Source organism: Clostridium sp. chh4-2, assembly GCF_002899675.1.
Lineage (GTDB): Bacteria > Bacillota > Clostridia > Lachnospirales > Lachnospiraceae > CHH4-2.
On the sequence record NZ_PKUU01000013.1, the window covers coordinates 1 to 22,466 of the forward strand.

A 22,466-nucleotide genomic window follows, 5' to 3' on the forward strand; every position below is an offset into this window, starting at 1 on the left:
ACGGGCCTAAGATGTTCTAAAGGGGTTCCATACGATCCGATCTGTCTGCATCTTCCTTCCCCGGCCCGGACGGCCCCTCCGACCTTCGTCTCCCGGCTCTGCCTCCCGATTCCGGGCTGGTTTTCGCTGGCCTGGTTAAAAACAATATTGGTGCGTAGGTATTTATGTAGAATCACATTTACATAGATCGTTAAGGGATTTTCAGTATATAGATCATGAAGGGATTATCAGAAATGCCTTCCGATTTTACTTTAAACGTCAAGGCATTTCACAAAAAGACCTCACCCTTTACATTAAATGGTGAAGGGATTTCTGAAAAAGACTTCACCCTTGATGTAAAACTTACTCACAATCCATCAAATCTTTTTTCCCTCAGCTAGCCAAGCAACAGCCGGAAAGAAGGGGAAGCCCAGGCGGGCGGCGGAGGTAATCGGCGAAATGGGATCGTATGGAACCCCTTAGATGTTCTTAGATCCGCAAGGATAAAAAGAGACAGGTAGAAACTGAATTCCGAATCAGGTTCTAAGCGCCCCTTGAGCAGTGAAGTCATCAAGAGTTCACTGCGAATGGGCGCGGTCCTGTCTCTTTTTGTCCTTGCGGATCTTAGTACATCTTAGGGGCGAATCCCGAATCCCATTTCGCCGATTACCTCCGCCGCCCGCCTGGGTTTCCCCTTCTTTCCGGCGTTTCTTTCTAAACTAAATAAAGATTTCCCCACCTGAATTTTTTTGACTGGAAATGGGTATAATATGCCGGTAAAAGGAATGAAAGCGATTGGAAAGGAAAGAACGATGAAGTGCAGGAAAGTAAAACCGGCTGCAGCCGGACTGCTGGCAGTAATGTTAGGTTTGACCTTATGCCTTGGAGGATGTCAAAGATTTGGTTCAGGTAAACGGATTATCCGTATTTCCCATGGCCAGTCGGAAACGCATCCGGAACATATCGGGCTTTTGGCATTTAAAGAATACGTGGAGGAACATTTAGGAGACCGGTATGAAGTCCAGATATTCCCCAATGAACTGCTGGGATCGGCTCAGAAAGCCATCGAGCTGGTTCAGACAGGGGCCATTGATTTCGTGGTGGCCGGAACCGCCAATTTGGAGACATTTGCCGGTATTTATGAGGTGTTCAGCATGCCCTATCTGTTCGATTCGGAAGAAGCCTATCAGGCGGTTATGGGGGATGAGGACTACATGCGGCAGATCTACCGGTCCACGGAAGAGGCGGGATTTGAGGTGGTTACCTGGTATAATGCGGGCGTGCGTAACTTTTACGCAAAAAAGCCGATCTATACGCCGGATGATTTGAGAGGAATGAAGATCCGCGTCCAGCAGAGCCCGGCCAGCGTGCAGATGATGAAGGAATTCGGGGCGGCGGCAGCGCCTATGAGCTTTGGAGAAGTTTACACGGCCATCCAGCAGGGTGTAATCGACGGGGCGGAGAACAATGAGCTGGCCTTAACCAATAACAAACACGGAGAAGTGGCAAAGTATTATTCCTATAACAAGCATCAGATGGTGCCGGATATGCTGATCGGAAACCTCCGCTTTTTAAATGGCCTACCGGAGGATGAACGGAAGATTTTCGACGAAGCCGCCAGAATCTCGACCCGGGTGGAATTAACGGCCTGGGAGGAACAGGTGGAACAGGCAAAAACGCTGGCGAAAGATAAGATGGGAGTGGAATTTATCGATGTAGATGTGGAGCTGTTCAAGAAAAAAGTTCTTCCGCTCCATGAAAAGATGCTGAAGGAGAACCCGGCCATACGGGAGGTATATGAGCACATTCAAAAGATCAATGAACAGGGAAAGGAGGAATAGGGAAATGGAAGGAATACAAAAATTTCGGGAACTTTTGGACCGCATACTGGGGACGGTTACCGTATGTTTATTCGCGCTCATGACCGTAGTGGGAACGTATCAGATCATGACCAGATACTTTTTTAACCGTCCAAGTACCGTATCGGAAGAACTTTTGACCTATTCTTTTACCTGGATGTCTCTTTTGGCGGCCGCCTATGTGTTCGGGAAACGGGATCATATGAGAATGGCATTTTTAGCGGATAAGATTACCGGGGAAAAACGGGTCCGGCTGGAAATCGGAATCGAAATCCTGATCTTTTTATTCGCCGGAGTGGTGATGCTCTACGGCGGGATTCAGATCACCAGGCTTACCATGTCCCAGATCACCGCATCCCTCCAGATTCCCATGGGTTATGTCTATCTGGTAATCCCTCTGTCGGGCGGGATTATTATGGTCTATAATGCGATGAACATTGCGGAAATGATAGGGAAAAAGGAGGTAGAGTGATGGAAATAGCATGGTTATGCGGCGGGATTATTCTCATTCTTCTTGTGATAATGCTGCTGCTGGGTATACCCATTGCGGTGGCGCTGGCGGTGTCCTCGATCTGCGCCATACTTCCGGTATTGGAATTTGGGCCGGCGGTGCTGACCGGAGCGCAGAGAATCTTTTCGGGAATCTCCATATTCAGCCTTTTGGCCATTCCGTTTTTTGTGCTGGCGGGCAACATTATGAATAAGGGCGGAATCGCCATACGGCTGATCTATTTTGCCAAGCTTTTTACGGGGAGGATTCCGGGTGCGCTGGCTCACACCAATGCGGTGGCAAACATGCTGTTCGGAGCCATTTCCGGTTCCGGCACGGCGGCGGCATCGGCTATGGGTTCCATCATCGGGCCGATTGAGAGGGAAGAGGGATATGATCCGGATTTTTCGGCAGCGGCCAATATCGCCACGGCTCCCACCGGACTTTTGATACCGCCCAGCAATGTTATGATCACGTATTCCTTAGTGAGCGGCGGAACGTCTGTGGCCGCACTGTTTATGGCCGGATATATTCCCGGTATTTTGTGGGGACTGGCCTGTATGATCGTTATCTATTTTATGGCTAAGAGCCGGGGATACCGAAGCTCCGATACCCATACGGGAAAAGAGGCCATGAAGGTGGCCCTTCAGGCGCTTCCGTGTCTGTTCATGATTGTGATCGTAATCGGCGGCATCATCAGTGGAATCTTCACCGCAACGGAAGGGTCTGTGGTGGCTGTGGTTTACAGCCTGATTCTGTCCTTGTTCTTCTATAAATCGATTGCCTGGAAAGATTTGAAGGATATCTTTTTAGGAAGCGCGGAAATGACGGGAATCATCATCTTTTTAATCGGAGTTTCCAGCATTATGTCATGGGTAATGGCATTTACCGGGATACCGGGGGCGATCTCAGAGGCTATGCTGGGGCTCAGCAAAAACAGATATGTGATTCTGATCATAATTAATATTCTGCTCTTGGTGGTGGGAACGTTTATGGATATGACGCCTGCCTGTCTGATCTTTACACCGATTTTTCTTCCAATCTGTCAGAAACTGGGGATGAATTCGGTGCATTTCGGAATTATGATGATATTTAATCTCTGTATCGGCACCATCACGCCTCCGGTAGGAACCACCTTGTTTGTGGGCGTGAAGGTGGGAAAGAGCAGGATCGAGAATGTGATCCGTCCTCTATTATGTTATTTCGCCGCGATATTTGCGGTGCTGCTTTTAGTCACCTATGTTCCGGCCATTTCCATGTGGCTTCCGGGGCTTTTGGGATATGTATAGATAAATTTTACCTGCGTTTTACCCTTTTTGTTCATTGGATTTTTCTTCTTTCGTATATGGTTGCATTATAAAATTGAGAAGTGAGGAGAAATGCATATGGCAAAAACATACGTGATCGATACCAATGTTCTGATTCAGGCGCCTTACGCTCTGGACTGTTTTGAGGATAACCATCTGGTGCTTCCGTTAGTGGTGTTGGAGGAATTGGACGGCTTAAAGAAGGCGGAAGGGGAAAAAGGCGCCAACGCCAGGGAAGCTATTCGCCGTCTGGAAAAGCTGCGGCTGTCGGGCGGTCTCTTAGAGGGCGTTAAACTCATGAACGGCGGGACGCTGCGTGTGGAAAGCAATTTTGTCCATGAAGAGATTCCGGAATGTCTGCCGGAGGAAAAGGCGGATAACAGGATTCTGAAAGTCTGCAGGGGGCTGGAACGGCGGCTGAATCAGGATAATGGGGAAGTTCAAAAGCCGGTAGTTTTGGTTACAAAGGATATTCTGCTTAGGATGAAAGCGCAGATGATCGGCATTGAGGCGGAAGACTTTGCCAGTGAACAGGTCCGGCCGGGAGAAGAACAATATCCCGGGCGGATTTCCTGCTATGTGGAAGAGGCGCTGTTTAAGGAATTTAAGAAAAAAGGAATTCCGGCCGGGAACATTTACCAAGTGGATAAAGATGGCCGGAAGATGGATGTGGAACTCTACGAAAATGAATTTGTGATACTGAAATCGGATCAGAGCCTGAAAAAGACACAGCTTGGAAGGGTGGAGAACGGAAAAGTCGTGCCATTAACATACCAGAAAAAGAAACCTTACGGGGTATCTCCCAGAAATACGGGCCAGTATTTTATGCAGGAAGCTCTGATGATGCCGGCAAAAGAGATGCCGTTAGTGATTGTAAAGGGATTAGCCGGAACGGCCAAAACCTTCTATTCGCTGGCAGTAGGGCTGGAGAAGCTTTTAAATGACGACGGCAGCGAATACCGCCGCATCGTAATCAGCCGTCCCAATGCCCAGTTTGATTCGGATATCGGTTTTCTGCCCGGCGGCGAGCAGGAAAAGATATCCCCTCTCATGCGCCCGGTCATCGACAACCTGGAACAGCTGATCGATTCCAATGAAGAGGAATGGTATAAGAGCGAGGCTGAGCTGAGGGATAAAATTAACGAACTGTTTGACAGGGGGCTGATCACGGCAGAAGCCATGAACTTTATCAGGGGCCGGTCTTTTGTAAAGACGTATTTAATCATCGACGAGGCGCAGAATATGACTCCAAACCAGATCAAAGGAATCATCACAAGAGCGGGAAAGGGAACAAAAGTGGTGATATTAGGAGATCCTAACCAGATCGACCGGCCGTTTCTGGATGACCGGACCAATGGACTGAGCTATGCGTCCGAACATATGAAGGGAAGCCCTCTGTGCTGTCAGATTACATTGTCTGCTGAGGAATGCGAACGCTCGGATCTTGCCATGGACGCCATAAAACGTCTGTAGCCGGCTGCAATTCACAGGCCGCTCTGATGAGAGTTTCCTGGTTTTGGTTCCGGCATTAGACAGGAATTCGTAATAATTTGATCCTTGAACCTTCCTGGACCTTGGAGTAGAATAGAGGAAGAGGAATAATCAGGAAAAGAGGAGATGGTTCTTATGAAGATGAAGAAGATAGCGGTATTAATTATGTCCTGCGCGCTTATGGCCGGAAGCCTGATCACTGCGCATGCGGAAACCAAGGAAAAACTTCCTACAGTGTCGGATTTATGGTGGGAAGATCAAGTGGCTCATTGGGAAGAAGTGGACGACGCGTATAAGTACGAGGTTGTGTTATACAGAAACAGCTCAAAAGTCAAGACGGTGGAGACGAAAAATACCAAGTATAATTTCGGCAATTCTTTTACAAAAGCGGATTCCTACCGGTTTAGGGTTCGGGCGCTTGGAAAGAGGGAATTTGCAGACGGCGCATGGTCTTCTTATTCAGAAGAGATCGATATCAGTCAGACCTATATTAACAATTTGGAAGAAGAGCGGGAAAAGAACAGAGCTTCTTCCGTAGGAAAAGGCGCCAGCGGCCCAGGAGAAACACAGAATGACGGAGAGTGGATTTCCGATCAGAACGGCTGGTGGTTTAAGTATGCGGACGGTTCTTATCCGTCTAATGCATGGGTGCAGGTTAAGGATGCATGGTATTTCTTCGGATCAGACGGCTATATGAAGACCGGATGGATTGAGTGGAAGAATAAAAAGTATTACTGCGATGCCAGCGGAGCTATGGTGACAGGCACCTATACGGTGGAGGGAACTGCCTATAACTTTGCAGGGGACGGATCTTTGATGCAGTAAGGAAGCGGACAAAGATCATATGAAAACTGAATAGAATGGTTTCGGCCATATAAGGAGATATTGTTCTGCCGGTTTTAAACGGCGGATGATGTCTCCTTTTTTATATCGCAGGAAAGTACTCCTATGATATAAAAGCTCTCCGGGCGGAATTCTTTCCTGTTCTTTGCTGGGGCAGAGCACAAATCTGAAATAGAAAGGATTGACTTTCGTCATGTCCAATAGTATATTACAAGTATAGATGTATTACAGCTATACAACCATACTATGAGATGAAAGGGTGGGAGCTTATGAAAAACTTACTGCGGGAAAAGATGGAAGCGCATGAACAGCTGCGGGGAACCCATGTCTGCATGTCGGATTCCAGTATCTGCGAATTAATTGGAGGATTGGGTTTTGATTTTATCTGGATTGATATGGAGCATTCTTATTTAAGCTGTGAGACCGTACACCGTCATATAATTGCGGCACGCGCTGCGAACACCGCTTCCTTAATACGTTTGCCCCAGGACGATTTGACGGTTACAAAAAAAGTGCTGGAGATGGGGCCGGATGCGGTTATATTTCCAATGATTACAAGTGCCGGGCAGGCAGACAAGCTGATTCGCACAACGCTTTATCCGCCGGATGGAGATCGGGGATTCGGCCCCATGCGTGCGATACGTTACGGATTGGATGACGCAGTGGAATATATTGACAAAAAAAGCCTGGATCTATGCCGTTTTATCCAGATTGAGCATAAAGATGCAGTTGAAAATCTGGAAGAACTGGTACAGAATCCCTTTATCGACGGTTATATTTTCGGTCCCAATGATTTGTCCGGCTCAATCGGTAAACTTGGGCGGATGTATGATCCGGAATGTGTGGCTCTGATTCAAAAAGCTGCCGGTATCCTGAAACACCATGGTAAAAATTTCGGGGTTTCATTAGGCGGCTGTGAAGAAGGGGCGCTGCGTTTCTGGAAGGAATTGGGCGCCAATATCCTATCTTCCGGAACTGATTACCGGTATATCTTAAACGGTGCAAAAGCAGTTTATAATACTATTAAAATGGTGCAGGAGGAATAGTCTTGGATATTGATTTCAATGTAAAAAAAGAAGCGCTTTATGAAACGGTTGCTAACAAACTGGAGATGGCTATTCTGAATGATTCGACACAATTGGCACAGAAACTTCCATCAGAGAATTTGCTGGCCCAAAGTTTTGGTGTAAGCCGTCCGGTCATTCGGGAAGCATTAATGCTATTACAGGCCCGCGGGCTTGTAGAGCAGAAAAATGGAGAGGGAAATTTTATTTGCGAGCCTGATCCGGTGATAATAGGGGATATCGTTAACCGGATTGTAAAACTTCATGATGTGGATATTTCTGATGTGCTCACTGTGAGAGCCCGCCTGGAGACATTGGCGGGACGGTTAGCGGCTGAAAATATTAACCGCGGTCAGTTGGAGAAGCTGCGAAACATAAATTGCCAAATGAAAGAAAACCAGGACAATCTGGAACTGCGCACGGATTTGGATCTGGAATTTCACATTTTGATAGCGCAGGCAAGCGGCAATAGGATCCTGCAGGTTTTTGTGGAGTCTTTGGCAAAATTGCTGCGTCCAATTGTCCGAAAAACATTGGAACCGCCCAATACAAATGAAGACGGTATTAAATATCATGGGCATATTATCGAAGCTTTGGAACAACATGATGCAGACAAGACGGAAAACCTGCTTTTGGGACATCTTGTTTTATCAGCAAGAAATTATGAATCGGCGAGCCATATGGAAAGTGAGTAAATAAGTCTAGGAGTTAAATACCGGTGTGTATGTGTCACTTATTCGGACATACATGCCGGTATTTTTTGTATTGTATCATTCCGGCTTCAAAAGGTATGCGATGATAAGACAAATTGCCGCAGAAGAATCACTGAACGCTGCTAAATATGTGTAAAATATATAAAAACATATTGACATTCAATTTATTATAGTATAATATGTTGGTATATTGGTAAGACCAATTATCCATTATACCAAAAAACAACGGTTACAAAAAAGGAGAAGATTATGATGAGAAAAAGCATGATGTTGATTATGGGGTTAAGTGCAGCGCTGGCGATGTCAGGATGTTCCGGATCAAGCAGCAAACCGGCTGAGACAAAGGCTCCGGTTGAAACGAAAGCATCGGCAGAGACGAAGGCAGAGGGAACTTCGGCCGCTGCGGCTGAAACCAAGGGGGAGGAAAAGAGTGAGTCCGGTTCTTATGAACCGACGAAAAGCTTTCAATTTGTAGTTCCATTTGAAGCGGGCGGAAACAGCGATATTCCGGCCAGAATTTTTGCAAAATATATGAGTAAATATTCTTCTCAGAGCGTAGAAGTTGTGAATATAACGGGCGCAGGCGGAAGAGTTGGGGCAAAAGAGGTTATGAATGCGGAACCGGACGGAAGCACTCTTTTGATGCAGCCGGTAGGTTATCCGATGCAGTATTCCATGGGAGTTGCGGATTTTACATATGAAGATTTCGATATGATCGGAACGTGGTGCGATTCTTCGCTGGCCTTGGTGGTGAAAGCGGATTCTCCTTATCAGACAATGGACGATCTCATCAATGCAGCCAAAGAAAAACCGGAAACCATAAAGATGGGATCTGTGACGGGAACCCTTCCTCTGTTCGCAATTCTCGAGATCGAAAAGCAGAAAGATGTGAAATTTCATAAAGTGGATTTAAGCGGCGGATCGAAAGCGCCGGAACTGCTGGGCGGAAGAGTCGACGGGTATATCGACGGATTTGCATCTGTGAAACAGTATATTGACGGAGACCAATTCAGGTGTCTGGCAGTCATAAACGATACGGATATCGCAGGATACGAGCAGCTGGATACATTTAAAGAGCTTGGATTTACAAACTTTGATTATCTGAAACAGACATTCGGCATGTGGGCGCCGAAAGGAACTTCGAAAGAGGCGATTGATTATGTGAATAATCTGATTAAACAGGCCAGCGAGGACCCGGAGTGTATCGCAGAGATGACCGCGTTATCCTATGATACCGCCTACAGCACAGTGGAAGATTATACGAACCTTATGAAGGATACATACGCTGCATTTGAAGAGGCGGCTAAGGGGATTACAGCACAATAGGAAATTGTGATTAAGGGGGATTGCATGGGAGAATTGTTATTTTTGGCTGTTGTGTCGGCCATAGCGGTGATTATGTTTTTTATGACATTCCAATTTCCTTCCAGCATATTGGACCAGTCGGGAGGCGCAGGGCTGTTTCCCAGAATCGTGGTGGTTCTGCTGCTGGGCTGCATTTTAATGAGGCTGTACCAATATTTGAAGAAACCGGAAACCAGAAAGCATTTCGTATTTCTCGAGATGTTTCAGGGCCTGCGGCTGGCTTATATCGTGATGACAGGCGTTTATATTCTGCTGATGTCAACGCTTGGATATATCATATCCACCGTAGCTTATATGCTGGTTCTGATTAACTGTTTTTACCATGCACAGATGGAGAGCAGGCCCTCTGTAAAGACGGAGGCGGTTATTGTGATCGGGATTCTGGCGGGAACCATAGGGATGTACTGGTTTTTTGGCAGCGTGCTTCATGTTATGCTGCCGGCCGGCCTTTTGAAACGCTAAAGGAGTGAAGGGATGGATCTACTAAATATATTTATCAATGTATTACAGCCTCAATACCTGCTTTTGATTCTGGTTGGTGTTGTGGTAGGAAGCATATTCGGCACCATACCCGGACTGAATGCCCCGATTGCGGTGGCTCTGGTGCTGCCGTTTACATTTGTAATGGATGTTATGTCGTCCATGTGTATTATTATGGGGCTTTATATGGGCTGCGTATCAGGCGGCCTGGTATCGGCGATTCTTCTTAAAATACCGGGAACCGCTGCGTCGGTGGCAACCACATTTGACGGTTATCCCATGGCGCAGAAAGGAATGGCTACAGAGGCATTGTCCTACGGCGCATTTGCTTCCGTGTTCGGAGGACTGTTCAGCACCGCGTGTCTGATCGCATTTGCCCCGATACTTGCCAATATGGCAATCGGATTTGGGCCGTGGGAGTATTTTGGAACGGCTACGCTGTCCCTTGTTATCGTATGTGTTTTGAGCGCGGACAGCTTGAAAGCGTTTACCGTGGCTCTGATAGGACTTTTATTCAAGGTGGTGGGCATGAGCCCGGTGGACGGGGTTGCGGCCAGGTATACCTTTGGCAATTATAACCTGGAAAGCGGATTTAACCTGGTAGTGGTTATTATCGGAATCTTCGCCCTTCCTGAGATACTCAATTCCATTGGGGAACTGAAGGTAAAGGCAAAACCGGTAAAGGTGAAAAAGAGGCTGTTCTATGTGCCGGGACTGAAGACGATTAAAGAGAATCTGGGGACCATGATCCGCGGCAGCGTGATCGGAACGGCCATCGGAATCCTGCCCGGAATGGGCGGCGGAGCTGCCAGCCTGATCTCTTATGCCCAAGCGAAAAAGGGTTCCAAACACCCGGAACTGTTCGGCACAGGCATTGCGGAGGGAATCTTCTGCTGTGAAAGCGCCAACAACGCCACCACAGGAGGGGCGTTAATCCCCATGCTGGCCCTTGGCGTGCCGGGGGATACGGTGACTGCCATCATCATGGGAGCGCTGACGTTACAGGGAATCACGCCTGGGCCGCTGCTCAGCATGAACCAGCCGTCGCTGTTTAAATCCATCATCGTAATTGTGCTGATCGCCAATATTTTCATGTTTATTTATCAGATTACGACGATCCGGTTTATGTCCAAAATCATAGAGATACCAAAACGGTATTTATTCCCGCTGGTTTCCATGTTCTGCGTGGTAGGAGTGATCAGCCTGAACAATAACCTGTTTGATCTTATCTCCCTGATGGGATTCATGATCGTCGGATATATTCTGGACAAGAACCATTATCCGCTGGCGCCGTTCGTGCTGGCAAACGTGTTAGGCGGAATCATCGAGGACAATATGAGAAGGGCGATTATTTACCAAAGAGGATTTTTAAACTGTATGAAAGTTCCTTCCATCGGAACCGTATTTTTCATACTGGCCGTACTGCTTCCGGTATTTTCCTATCTTCTTAAAAAGCCGGAGGTGCGGAAGGCACTGCATTTAAAAAACAGATAACAGAGGGGATTAGATATGATTAATAATGTAAATATCAAGGACATAGACAGGCAGTTTTGGATCGACAATGTATTTCCGGAATGGGGAACATTTTTAAATGAACAGATAGAGGATACAAAGGTGGGGCCGGGGAAATTCGCGATGTGGTGGCTTGGATGCACCGGAATCTGGATTAAGACTCCTGCGGACTGCAATATCATCATCGACCTGTGGCTGGATACGGGAAAACAGACGACCAAATTCCCCGAGCCGCCGGAATGGGGGCAGGGAAAGGATTTCCAGATGGCAAGGATGGTGGGAAGCAGGCAGTGGCAGCCCAATGCCCGGGCCGTTCCGATGGTAATCGATCCATTTGCGATTAAGAAGATGGATGCCGTTTTATCCACCCATTTCCACAGGGACCACATCGATCCATATGTGGCTGCGGCCATTGTAAATAATACGGACGCTCCTTTCATCGGACCTAAATTCAGCTGTGATATCTGGAGAAAATGGGGAGTTCCGGAAGACAGAATCCGGGAAGTGAGGCCCGGGGATTCCATCCGCATCAAGGATATGGAAATCGTGGCGGTGGATTCCTTTGACCGGACCGCGCTGATTACGGCTCCTCCGGCCGGGGATATCCGGGGAATTCTGCCGGACGATATGGACGACCGGGCGGTGAATTTCATCATAAAAACTCCTGGCGGGAACATCTACCACAGCGGCGATTCCCACATGTCCAATTACTATGTAAAACACGGAAAAGATCATGAGATCGACGTGGTTTTGGTATCCTACGGTGAAAATCCTATCGGCTGTTCGGATAAAGTGACCAGCGTGGACTGCTGCAGGATTGCGGAGAATTTAAACGCCAAGGTTCTGATTCCTTTCCATTATGATATCTGGTCCAATATGCTGGCAGACCCCAAAGAAATTGAGCTGGTTTACAACTACAGAAAGGACCGGTTAAATTACAAGTTCCATGTATTTTTATGGGAAGTGGGCGGCGGATATATCTATCCGGATGACAAGGATAAAAAACGCTTTATGTTCCGCAGGGGATTTGAAGACGCATTTGAACTGGATGAGCCCAATGTTCCGTTTAAATCATTTTTATAATGGAGGAAACGTATGGATTTAAAACAGCTAAAACGGGACGTGTATGACGCCAATCTGGAGTTAGTGAAACGGGGGCTGGTGATCTATACCTGGGGCAATGTCAGCGCGGTGGACCGTGAAAACGGGCTGGTGGTCATAAAGCCCAAAGGAATTGAATATGAGGAGCTGACGGAAGACGACATGTCGGTGGTGACTCTGGATGGAACGCATCTGGACGGCCTTCTGCCTTCCGTGGATCTGGATATCCATCTGGAGATTTACAGGAAATTTTTGCAGGTGGGAGGGATTGCCCATACCCATTCCACATGGGCGACGGCCTGGTGCCAGGCGGGGAAAGGGATTCCTGTGTTGGGAACCACCCATGCGGACCATTTCTTCGGGGAGATACCGTGCACCAGGCAGATGACCGAGGAAGAAGTGGAACAGGATTATGAAGAAAATGTGGGAAAGGTGATCTGTGATCTTTTTAAAGACAGGGATATGCTGGAGATGGGAGCCGTGCTGACGCCGGGGCACGGGCCATTTACCTGGGGAAAGGACGCGGCGGCGGCTGTGGAGCACAGCGTGATCCTGGAAGAACTGGCAAAGATGGCAAAGCTGTCCCTGGACATTAACGGAGGAGTTCCCAACTATCTGCCGGATTATATGCTGAAAAAACATTATACGAGAAAATATGGGGCCAATTCCTATTTTTATCAGGAAAAGCCGGCAAAGGGCTGAGAAGGTAAGAATTTACCGTCCCCGAATAAAAGCGCGGATGTGCGCGGATAGGAGCAAACATGAAGCCGTCAGTGTCATTATCCTTATTTAAAGCCGATAAAACCGCTCCTGTGCTGTTTCAGGGGAATATTGAATCCAATATTCCCCTGATCCGGGAGATGGGGTATCAGGGCGTGGATTTATTTGTGGAAGAACCGCAGGCCAAGATCAGCCGGGATGCGGTGAAACTGCTTAAAGAATATGGTTTGGAAGTGGGCGTCGTGATGCCGGCTGCCCTGGCCGGTAAAGGGCTTTTTCTCGGCAGCAGGGAAACGAACATAAGAGAAGAGATCATTGTGAAGATGAAGGAGATCATCGCATATGCATCGGAAGTGAACGGAATGGTTTCCCTGGGGCTTGTAAGAGGCAGTCTTTTTGGGGAGGACACGTATGAGGAATTTTATAAAAGGTTTGCCGGTTCCATCGAAAAACTCCTTCCGTTTGCAGAAAGCCATGGAGTTGATTTGGTGATCGAACCCATTAACCGGTATGAGATCAATACGTTAAACAGCAGTGAGGAGGCATTTTATTTTATAGAAAGCACCGGGCTTCCGGTATACCTTATGCTGGACACCTTTCATATGAACATAGAGGACCGTTCAATCGAAGAAAGCCTGTATCTGTGCAAAGATAAGATCCGGCACATTCATTTTCTGGATTCCAACCGGCTGGCTCCGGGAATGGGGCATCTGGACATGGAAAGGATCTTTGAAGTGCTGGAGGAGATGAAGTACCGTGGATTTCTCTGTCTGGAGGCTTTGGCGAAACCGGACGGGGAAACATGTGCGAAAAAGGGAATTGAATTTTTCAGGCGAATCGGCCTGTTATAGACTTATTTAATAAATGCCGCATTTGGCGGTGGAAGTGAGGTCAGTATGGAACAAGAATTAAAAATCCAGCTTCAGAAATTTGCATCCAAACTGCGCATGACGGAGATGGACATGTTCGGCAATCTGGGATTTGGCCACATCGGGGGAACTCTGTCGGCTACGGATTTAATTGCCGTTTTATATGGGGCGGTCATGAGATATGATCCGGAAAATCCAAAATGGGAGGAAAGGGACCGTTTTGTTTCCTCCAAAGGCCACGCAGGCCCCGGCGTTTACTCCGCCCTGGCGTTAAACGGATTTTTCCCTAAGGAGTGGCTAAACACCCTGAATCAGGGGGGAACCAATCTTCCCAGCCACTGTGACAGGAAAAAGACTCCGGGAATCGATATGACCACCGGCTCTCTCGGCCAGGGAGCTTCTTTGGCCCTTGGGATGGCCATGGCGCTGAGGGATAAGGAGAGCTATGTCTATCTGCTGATGGGGGACGGGGAGTGCAACGAAGGACAGGTGTGGGAGATGGCTCTGTCTGCAGCCCATCATAAAGTAAACCATTTGATCGCATTTGTGGATTACAACCATAAGCAGCTGGATGGAAATACGGAAGATATATTGAACATGGGAGATATCAGGGCGAAATTCGAAGCGTTCGGCTGGTATGCCCAGGAAATTGACGGAAATGATGTGGAACAGATTTATGACGGAATTGAGCGGGCCAAGAAACAGGCTGGCAGCCGTCCGTCCGTGATGGTCATGCAGACCGTAAAGGGCAAAGGCGTGAAGTGGATCGAAGAAATGAGGCTGAACCACCATATTACTATAACCAGGGAACAGGCGGACAGCGCCATCCGGGAACTGGGCGCTCAGGAGGTGAGAGAATGTTTGAAGTGAGTTATGACGGAAAATTGGGTTCTGCCGCTTTAAAACAGGTATTTCCCAAGGTGATGGAGGATCTTTTAAACCAGGACGAGCGGGTGGTCTATCTGGACGCAGACCTGATGAATTCCATCGGCATGGGAGGATTTGACAAAACGTATCCCGGGCGGGCCGTGGATATGGGCGTACAGGAAGCCAATATGGTGGGAGTGGCCGCAGGAATGAGCGCGGAAGGAAAAATACCTTATATCCATTCCTTTGCCCCGTTTGTCTCCAGACGGGTCTATGACCAGGTCTTTCTCTCTGTGGCCTATGCGGGCAATAACGTGAGGATCATTGGAAGCGATCCGGGCGTGACTGCCGCTTATAACGGAGGAACCCATATGCCGTTTGAGGACGTCGCCTTATACCGCGCCATTCCGGGCGCAGTGATTTTCGATATCTGCGATGCGGTGCAGCTGGAACAGGCGCTTAGGATGACAAAGGACAGATACGGTCTGACCTATATTAGAACGCCCAGAAAGCAGATGAAGACGGTCTACGGAGAGAACAGCCGGTTTGAAATCGGAAAAGGCTGCGTGCTGGCGGACGGAGAGGACGCGGTGATCATCGCAAGCGGAATTATGACGGCGGAGGCGTTGGAAGCCTCCAGACGGCTGAAAGATATTGGAATCAGCGCCGCGGTGATCGATCCGGTAACTATAAAACCGCTGGATGAACCGCTGATCATTTCCTATGCCGGGAAGACAAAAGCTGTGGTCACAGCGGAAAATGCCAATGTAAACGGCGGTCTTGGCGATGCGGTGGCTTCAGTCCTGTCCGTAAATGAGCCTGTAATCCTGAGAAAAGTCGGCATTCAGGATGAATTCGGAGAAGTGGGGACAGAAGAGTATCTGAGAGAACGTTACCGGCTGACCCCGGAGGAAATCGTAAAACAGGTGATGGAGGCGGTAGGCAAGAAAAGGGAGAGGGTTTAGATGACCAGCTATGAGATTGTTTTAAAGAATATAACATTTGACAATCCGGAGAGAATTGCACTGAAATACCCCACCCTAAAAAAGGGCGATATTGTGCGCCTGTTTCTTCAAAGACCCAGGGCGTTCCGGCCGGAAGGGGAGATACCGGATATGACGAAAAAAGCGGTTCCCATTCCCGGCGAGACGGACGAGTGGGGCATACGCTGGGAAAATACGTCCAATAAATCCGGCCTGGGGCTGGGACAGCCGGTGGGATTTCCCATTAAAGACTGGGAGGAATCCTACGAAAACTATGTGATGCCTGATCCCTATGAAGCCGGACGGTTTGACGGGCTGGAGGAGGCGCTTAAAAAGGCGGAAAAAGAATCCAAATGGGTGCAGTTAAACAGCCAGTACTGCATTTTTGAACGGCTTCATTTTTTAAGGGGATTTGAAAATACGCTGGTGGACCTTTATACCAACGAAGAGGAACTGACAGAGCTGTGCGACCGGCTGTTAGACTACCAGCTGGGAATTGTGAGACAGGCGGCCAAGCTTTCCGGGGGCAGAATCCATTCCATTGACACCTCGGATGACTGGGGGACGCAGAATGCCCTGATGATCAATCCTGAGATGTGGAGGAAGATCTTTAAACCCCGCTATAAAATATTGGCGGATGAGATGCATAAACATGGAATTTACATGAATTTTCATTCCTGCGGATATATAACGGACATCATGGACGACCTGATTGAAATCGGGGTGGACATTGTGAACATCCACCAGCCCCATCTGCTGAATCTAAAAGAATTTGGCAAACGGTTTGCGGGCAGAATCTGCTTTGACGTGGCGGTGGACATCCAGGAGACGCTTCCCACCGGAGACAAGGAAAAAATCGAACAGGATGTAAAAGATCTGATCCGGTATTGGGGGACGGAAAAAGGCGGTCTGATCGCGGCGGAATACCGGTTTTTAAAAGCCATCGGCGCCACGGAGGAATCCTTTGAATACGCCTGTGAGTGTTTCGAACGTTATGCCGATTTAAACCAGAAAGAAGCAAAAAAGGAGAAGGAAATCAAATGATAATAGAAAAGACCGTATTGGCTGAAGTGGATAAGGTTTATGCAACCTGCATCGGCCGGTTGGAAGGAAAGGAAGCCTGGATCGGCGCGTCGGAAGGGGAAGGGCCCTGCGTCTGCGCGGCGGACGGTAAGACCCTCACCCTTTGGGACGAGCCGGGAGGTACCATGAACATCGTGCCCATACCGGGGCGCAGCGGGGAATTTTACGGAACGCAGAAATTTTTGCCCGTATTTGCGGCGGCTGACTGCACGTTAAATCATATTAAATACGAAAACGGTAGTTTTTGCGTAACTGAGGTGATGAAGACGCCTTATCTTCACCGGTTCGATCTGTTTTTACAGGATGGACAGGTGTACTTTATCGGTTCTACTTTATGCGGAAAGAAGGAATTTACCCAGGACTGGAGCAGCCCGGGAGCCGTTTATACCGGGATGGTAAAGGACGATCCGAGGGAAGCATTTCCCTTAAAAAAGCTGTATGAGGGGATTACGAAAAACCATGGATTTTGCAGAGAGGACGGCCTCTTTGGCCTCCGGTATCTGATCACCGGGGTGGAAGGAATCTTTGCATTCCAGGTTCCGAAGCATCCGTGGGACGATGACTGGACGGTTACGAAACTATGGGAAGGGGAGATCAGCGATATCGCGGCCTGTGACATAGACGGGGACGGGCAGATGGAATACGCGTCCATTGAGCCGTTTCATGGCAGCAAAGCCGTAATTTACAAAGAAACGGACGGTGCCCTTTCTCCCATCAAAGAATATGATATCGATTTCGGCCATGTGATCTGGGGCGGAACGGTGAATCAAAGGCCGGTATTTATTCTTGGATACCGCAGGCAGGAGATGAAACTTCTGATGATTTATTATGACGGGGAGTTTAAAGAAGAGCTGATCGATTCCGGCGTGGGGCCCAGCCAGATATCCGTTTTATCCGGTAAAAATGAGAGCTTTGTGCTGTCTGCAAACCGCCAGATCAATGAGCTGGCCTTGTATAAAATCAGTATTGACAAATAATAGTGTGACCTCCATACTGGTAATAAGTGGCAAAAAATAAGGGTTCTATCAGTTGAGAATCCGTAGTGACAGGTGATGTGAATGATAGTAAGAAAGAGTATTAGCGATCAGGTATTTGATTATTTGGTGGATGAAATTAAAGGCGGGCGTTTAAAGCCCGGTGATAAATTGGATACGGAACGGGCGCTGGCGGAGCAGCTGGGAGTCAGCAGGGTTTCCATCCGCGAAGCTGTCAGTTCACTGAACCGAATGGGCGTTTTAGTTACAAGGCAGGGCGGAGGCACCTATGTGAATTCCAAGATTCCCGACATCCTCAGCAAGGCTATGGATATCTACATGGTGCTGGACGAAACTCTGGTGCTGGAATTCATGGAAGTGAGAAAGCTGATGGAGTCGGAAGCGGCTCGGTTAGCCAGCGAGAATGCAACTCCGGTGGATTTAAAGGAACTGAGAGAGATTCATGAAAAGAGAATGGCCCTGACGGCCGATCCAAAAGCGGAGCCGAATCACGATCTGCTGTATGAATATGACAGACAGTTCCACCGGGCAATCGCAAAAGCAACTCACAATACAGTATTTAGCAATTTTATAGACGCAATCTGCACCACCCTCAGGATTCAGCAGAGAGAGGCTTCCAAAAAGGTGGATATGCCAATGCATTCCAATGAATTTCATGAAAAGATCTTAAAGGCGATTACGGAAGGCGACGGACAGAGGGCCATGGAACTGATGACGGAGCATTTGGATGAGGTTTGCGAATCCATAAGGGACAGCGTGACGGATTAGAACGGAAGGGATATAAGAAAGGAACGCAGTTTGAAAACAATCATCGTTTTTTACGACAGCCTGAATAAAAGGTATCTTCCTCCTTACAATTCATGCTGCGGCACGGTTGCGCCCAATTTCACCAGACTGGCGGAACACAGCGCTATGTTTCAAAACAGCTATGTGGGCAGCATGCCCTGCATTCCGGCCAGAAGGGAGCTTCACACCGGTCGCTGCAATTTTCTTCACAGGGAGTGGGGGCCTTTGGAAGTCTTTGACGATTCCATGCCGGAGCTGCTGAAGAAAAATGGGGTCTATACCCATTTGATCAGCGACCATCTCCACTACTGGGAAGACGGAGGCTCCACTTACCATACTCGTTATTCCTCCTGGGAGATCGTGCGCGGCCAGGAAGGCGACCATTGGAAAGGTGAGGTAGAAGCTCCTGCAATCCCGCCGGTGGTAAAAATTCCCACCATGCAGAACGGCACCGGCGTATCGAAACACTGGAGATATGACTGGGTTAACCGTCAGTACATAAAAGAAGAAAAAGATTTTCCGCAGACCCGGTGTTTTGACCTGGGATGTGAATTTATTGAAAAAAACAGAGATCAGGATAACTGGCTTCTGCATCTGGAAACATTTGATCCCCATGAGCCCTTTTATGTGCCTGATGAGTATCTGGATTTCTATCCGGAAGATTATCAGGGCAGCCATTTTGACTGGCCAAGCGGAAAAACCACGGAAGACGAATCCCAGATTGCCCACTGCCGCCGCGCATATCAGGCGTTAGTGACCATGTGTGACCGGAATCTGGGGAGAGTTCTGGATCTGATGGACCGTTACGATATGTGGAAGGACACCATGCTGATCGTGGGAACCGACCATGGATTCCTTTTGGGAGAACACGGCTACTGGGGCAAGAACCAGATGCCGTATTACAATGAAAATGCCAACACGCCTCTGTTTATCTGGGACCCCAGAAGTCGGATGAAAGGCGTGGTGAGGAATGCCCTGGTTCAGATGATCGACTGGGCGCCCACCATCCTGGACTATTATCATATTCCGATTCCTGCGGACATGCAGGGAAAAAGTCTGGAACAAACCATCAAAACGGATGAAGCGGTGCGGGAATACGCCCTTTTCGGAATGTTCGGCGGCCATGTAAATATTACAGACGGCCGCTATGTCTATATGAGGGCTCCTGATCCTGATAAAGAGGATGAATTGTACAATTATACATTGGCTCTCCAGCATATGAATGAACGGTTTTCTGTTGAGGAATTGGAAAATATGACGCTGCGCGAACCATTTTCGTTTACAAAAAACTGCAGGGTGTTAAGGATCAAGGCGGAGAATAAGTTCCGTATGAGTCCGTTTGGATCGCTGCTGTTTGACGTGGAAAAAGATCCGGGGCAATTGAGCCCGGTTGAGGATGAGAAGATTGCAAAACGGATGATCCGGGCTATGAGAGAGGAAATGAATAAGAATGACTGTCCCCAAGAGCAGTTTGAGCGGCTGGGGATGTAAATTTTGATAATGAGACGGGAAATATTGGCTTTAGCGGCTGGATTTCCCGTCTTTTAATTTTTTTGTCAACATGGGACATTCTTTTGTTGTTTTAAAATCTGTTTACCGATATAATGAAATGGTAATTGAGTACTAGGAGGCTGAACAGTGGACCAAATTGATAAAAAGATAGTGATACTCCTTGAAAAGAATGCCAGAATGCCGCTTAAAAAGATTGCAGAAGAAGTGGGACTGACTTCACCGGCGGTTTCCACCAGGATTTACCGATTGGAACAGGCAGGTATTTTAACCGGATATCATGCGCAGATCGGCAGAAAAGTGATGGGATATGTTGTGATGGCCTTTGTCAGCCTTGAATTGATGCCCGGTTTTGAGGAAGAATTTCAAAAAAAGGTGATGGAATCCGAATGTATCCTGGAGTGCTATAATCTGACGGGACAGTACGGGATGCTGATGAAGGCGGTTTTTAAAGGAACCATGGAATTGGATACGTTTATTGGGGAGATGCAGAGATTTGGGAAGACCAGTACCCAAATTGTATATTCCACGCTGGTTGAAAGGCAGAACGTGGTTCCAAAAACAGAATAATCTTGACAAAAAAAACAAATTTTGGTAGTCTATTTATGTAGTTACCAAAATTTAGTTTTTATCTTAAATCACTTTATTTTATAAAGCGATATTCTAAAAACACTAAATTTAATAAAGTATAAAGAGGCAAAGATGCTGACTGGCGGGAACCTGTGTGCATTTTTGCCTTTTTATTCTGTCAATGGGAAATTTATGTGAAAACAGGAGGTAGTTTGAATGAGAAGAAAAAAATTATATGCTGTAGCGGCAGCGGTTGCGGTCCTGGCTTTGACGGCCTGCGGCGGGGGACAGACGGCCCAGCCTTCGGCGGCTTCATCAGCAGCGGCTTCAGGTACGGAGGCATCTTTGGCGGCTTCGGGGACTGCATCGGGAAAAGATACGCTGATTGTGGCGAAGCAGTCGGACCCCAGCGGACTTGATCCCCATGTGGTGACGGACGCGGCGGCGATCATCTGTATTGAGAATATGTACGACGGACTTTTTGAATATTCCAAGACTTATGGGGATGTGGAGAAAGCCCTTGTGGAAGATTATACGGTGGAAGGGGATACCCATTACATATTTAAGCTGCGCCAGGGCGTGAAATTCCATAGCGGCCGTGAGATGAAAGCGGAGGATGTGGTGTATTCCATTCAGAGAATTATTGATCAGGGCGTCAGAGCCTCCCATTTTGAACAGATTGAATCCATGGAAGCGGCGGACGATTATACTGTGGATATCACGTTAAAAGAGCCGTTTGCCCCATTTTTGACCTATCTGGCCCATCCGATGAACGCGATTGTGGATAAGGATGTGGTGGAAGCCAACGGAGGCAGTCTGGCTAAGGCCGACGGCGGTTCTTCTGCATTTAAACTGGAGAATTGGACGCCGGGAAGCCAGCTGGATCTGGTAAAGTTTGATGAATTCTGGAATGTCAAGGATACGACTGTGCCTAAGGTTGTATTTAAAACCATTGAAGATGCCACTGCCAGATCAACCGCCCTGCGCAACGGGGAAGTGGACATGATCATGGATGTGACGGAACAGGAAGTGGCTGTGATGAAGAGTTCTCAGGATGTGGTCATCGAATCCGTACCGGGAACCTTTTGGGAGTATCTGGGCATGAACTGTGAAAGCCAGTTTTTAAGCGATCCAAAGGTGCGTGAAGCAGTTTCCTATGCCATTGACAGAGAGATGATCAATAAAGCGGTGAAGATGGGCAACGCCACGGTTCTGGCCGATGCCAATATCCCGCCGACCCATGCAGCCTATGTGGGCAATAATAAATTTGCAGCAAGAGATGTGGAGAAGGCAAAGAGCCTTTTGGCGGAAGCAGGATACAAAGACGGTGATATCACCGTAACCATAAAAGCCGGATCTGACTGGCAGTATCAGGTGGATGCGGCGCAGATGATCAAACAGCAGCTTGCTGATATCGGCATTAAAGCGGAAGTATCCGCCATGGAATCCGGTTTGTTCTTCGACGATCTGAATAAGGGCAATTTCGATATGACGGTCTGCGGATGGTCCGGGTTTGTAGATGAAGACGAATATGTATATAATCTTTTTAAAACAGGCGGGGCTTACAACCAGCAGCTGTATTCCAACCCTGAGGTCGATGAGCTTCTGGAAGAAGGAAGACGGACCCTGGATGAGACTGCCCGCACGGAAGTTTATAAAAAGATTCAGACTATTCTGGAAGACGACTGCCCGATGGCATTCCTTTATATGAATAACTATGCGGTTGCCATGAGGAATAACGTAAAAGGCTATACGGTTCATCCGACAGGTACCACAAGGCCGATCAGGGACATTTATTTTGAATAATTGTAACTGTTCAGCAGGTCTGTGTATTTACTGCGCTGACCGTAATAAAACTTGGAAAAGCAGGCAAAAATCCC

Annotated in this window: 21 protein-coding genes; all 21 read left to right on the plus strand. The window is 47.9% G+C overall.

Translation table 11 applies throughout. From position 1 onward, the window contains the following. The first annotated feature begins 791 nt into the window (after positions 1 to 791). The 21 genes from C0033_RS14370 (at position 792) to C0033_RS14470 (ending at position 22,392) form a co-directional block, all read left to right on the plus strand. The gene (locus C0033_RS14370; RefSeq protein WP_103228721.1) at positions 792 to 1,820 is read left to right on the plus strand and encodes a TRAP transporter substrate-binding protein; all 1,029 of its coding nucleotides are present in this window, start codon (positions 792 to 794) and stop codon (positions 1,818 to 1,820) included. Between the two features lie 4 nt (positions 1,821 to 1,824). Beyond that, positions 1,825 to 2,310 (plus strand): TRAP transporter small permease, encoded by a 486-nt coding sequence (locus C0033_RS14375; RefSeq protein ID WP_103228578.1) that lies wholly within the window; start codon positions 1,825 to 1,827, stop codon positions 2,308 to 2,310. Beyond that, positions 2,310 to 3,617, plus strand: a complete 1,308-nt coding sequence (locus tag C0033_RS14380; RefSeq protein WP_103228579.1) for a TRAP transporter large permease — start codon at positions 2,310 to 2,312, stop codon at positions 3,615 to 3,617. Before C0033_RS14375 ends, C0033_RS14380 begins: the two co-directional genes overlap by 1 nt. Positions 3,618 to 3,713: 96 nt before the next feature. After that, positions 3,714 to 5,108: a PhoH family protein gene (locus tag C0033_RS14385; protein WP_103228580.1), complete on the plus strand. Its 1,395-nt coding sequence runs from the start codon at positions 3,714 to 3,716 to the stop codon at positions 5,106 to 5,108. Between the two features lie 153 nt (positions 5,109 to 5,261). Further along, positions 5,262 to 5,951 (plus strand): hypothetical protein, encoded by a 690-nt coding sequence (locus tag C0033_RS14390; RefSeq protein ID WP_180994744.1) that lies wholly within the window; start codon positions 5,262 to 5,264, stop codon positions 5,949 to 5,951. 287 nt (positions 5,952 to 6,238) lie between these two features. After that, positions 6,239 to 7,015: an aldolase/citrate lyase family protein gene (locus C0033_RS14395; RefSeq protein ID WP_180994745.1), complete on the plus strand. Its 777-nt coding sequence runs from the start codon at positions 6,239 to 6,241 to the stop codon at positions 7,013 to 7,015. A 2-nt stretch (positions 7,016 to 7,017) separates the two neighbouring features. Next, positions 7,018 to 7,728 (plus strand): FadR/GntR family transcriptional regulator, encoded by a 711-nt coding sequence (locus tag C0033_RS14400; protein WP_103228583.1) that lies wholly within the window; start codon positions 7,018 to 7,020, stop codon positions 7,726 to 7,728. Between the two features lie 267 nt (positions 7,729 to 7,995). Continuing rightward, a complete protein-coding gene (locus C0033_RS14405) occupies positions 7,996 to 9,072 on the plus strand; it encodes a tripartite tricarboxylate transporter substrate binding protein (RefSeq protein ID WP_103228584.1) in 1,077 nt (358 codons plus the stop codon). A 24-nt stretch (positions 9,073 to 9,096) separates the two neighbouring features. Next, positions 9,097 to 9,573 (plus strand): tripartite tricarboxylate transporter TctB family protein, encoded by a 477-nt coding sequence (locus C0033_RS14410; protein ID WP_103228585.1) that lies wholly within the window; start codon positions 9,097 to 9,099, stop codon positions 9,571 to 9,573. A 12-nt stretch (positions 9,574 to 9,585) separates the two neighbouring features. Next, positions 9,586 to 11,085 carry a tripartite tricarboxylate transporter permease gene (locus tag C0033_RS14415; RefSeq protein WP_103228586.1) on the plus strand — a complete coding sequence of 500 codons (1,500 nt, stop codon included), beginning with the start codon at positions 9,586 to 9,588 and terminating at the stop codon, positions 11,083 to 11,085. A gap of 15 nt (positions 11,086 to 11,100) precedes the next feature. Then, positions 11,101 to 12,186 carry an L-ascorbate 6-phosphate lactonase gene (ulaG, locus tag C0033_RS14420; protein WP_103228587.1) on the plus strand — a complete coding sequence of 362 codons (1,086 nt, stop codon included), beginning with the start codon at positions 11,101 to 11,103 and terminating at the stop codon, positions 12,184 to 12,186. 12 nt (positions 12,187 to 12,198) lie between these two features. After that, on the plus strand, positions 12,199 to 12,906 hold the full coding sequence (araD, locus tag C0033_RS14425; RefSeq protein ID WP_103228588.1) for an L-ribulose-5-phosphate 4-epimerase AraD: 708 nt from the start codon (positions 12,199 to 12,201) through the stop codon (positions 12,904 to 12,906). A 59-nt stretch (positions 12,907 to 12,965) separates the two neighbouring features. After that, positions 12,966 to 13,775, plus strand: a complete 810-nt coding sequence (locus C0033_RS14430) for a sugar phosphate isomerase/epimerase family protein (RefSeq protein WP_103228589.1) — start codon at positions 12,966 to 12,968, stop codon at positions 13,773 to 13,775. A 45-nt stretch (positions 13,776 to 13,820) separates the two neighbouring features. Continuing rightward, entirely contained in the window at positions 13,821 to 14,663 is an 843-nt protein-coding gene (locus C0033_RS14435) for a transketolase (RefSeq protein WP_103228590.1), read from the plus strand. Next, positions 14,651 to 15,625 (plus strand): transketolase C-terminal domain-containing protein, encoded by a 975-nt coding sequence (locus C0033_RS14440; RefSeq protein ID WP_103228591.1) that lies wholly within the window; start codon positions 14,651 to 14,653, stop codon positions 15,623 to 15,625. The genes C0033_RS14435 and C0033_RS14440 overlap by 13 nt, the downstream gene beginning before the upstream one ends. Continuing rightward, positions 15,626 to 16,687, plus strand: coding sequence for a uroporphyrinogen decarboxylase family protein (locus C0033_RS14445; RefSeq protein ID WP_103228592.1), 1,062 nt, complete (start codon positions 15,626 to 15,628; stop codon positions 16,685 to 16,687). Beyond that, on the plus strand, positions 16,684 to 17,703 hold the full coding sequence (locus C0033_RS14450) for a hypothetical protein (RefSeq protein ID WP_103228593.1): 1,020 nt from the start codon (positions 16,684 to 16,686) through the stop codon (positions 17,701 to 17,703). The genes C0033_RS14445 and C0033_RS14450 overlap by 4 nt, the downstream gene beginning before the upstream one ends. Before the next feature lie 81 nt (positions 17,704 to 17,784). Continuing rightward, positions 17,785 to 18,489 (plus strand): FadR/GntR family transcriptional regulator, encoded by a 705-nt coding sequence (locus C0033_RS14455; protein WP_103228594.1) that lies wholly within the window; start codon positions 17,785 to 17,787, stop codon positions 18,487 to 18,489. A 30-nt stretch (positions 18,490 to 18,519) separates the two neighbouring features. Next, positions 18,520 to 19,998 (plus strand): sulfatase, encoded by a 1,479-nt coding sequence (locus C0033_RS14460; protein ID WP_103228595.1) that lies wholly within the window; start codon positions 18,520 to 18,522, stop codon positions 19,996 to 19,998. Positions 19,999 to 20,145: 147 nt separating this feature from the next. Then, positions 20,146 to 20,586 (plus strand): Lrp/AsnC family transcriptional regulator, encoded by a 441-nt coding sequence (locus C0033_RS14465; protein ID WP_103228596.1) that lies wholly within the window; start codon positions 20,146 to 20,148, stop codon positions 20,584 to 20,586. Positions 20,587 to 20,802: 216 nt separating this feature from the next. Next, on the plus strand, positions 20,803 to 22,392 hold the full coding sequence (locus C0033_RS14470) for an ABC transporter substrate-binding protein (RefSeq protein WP_103228597.1): 1,590 nt from the start codon (positions 20,803 to 20,805) through the stop codon (positions 22,390 to 22,392). The last annotated feature ends 74 nt before the right edge of the window (positions 22,393 to 22,466 follow it).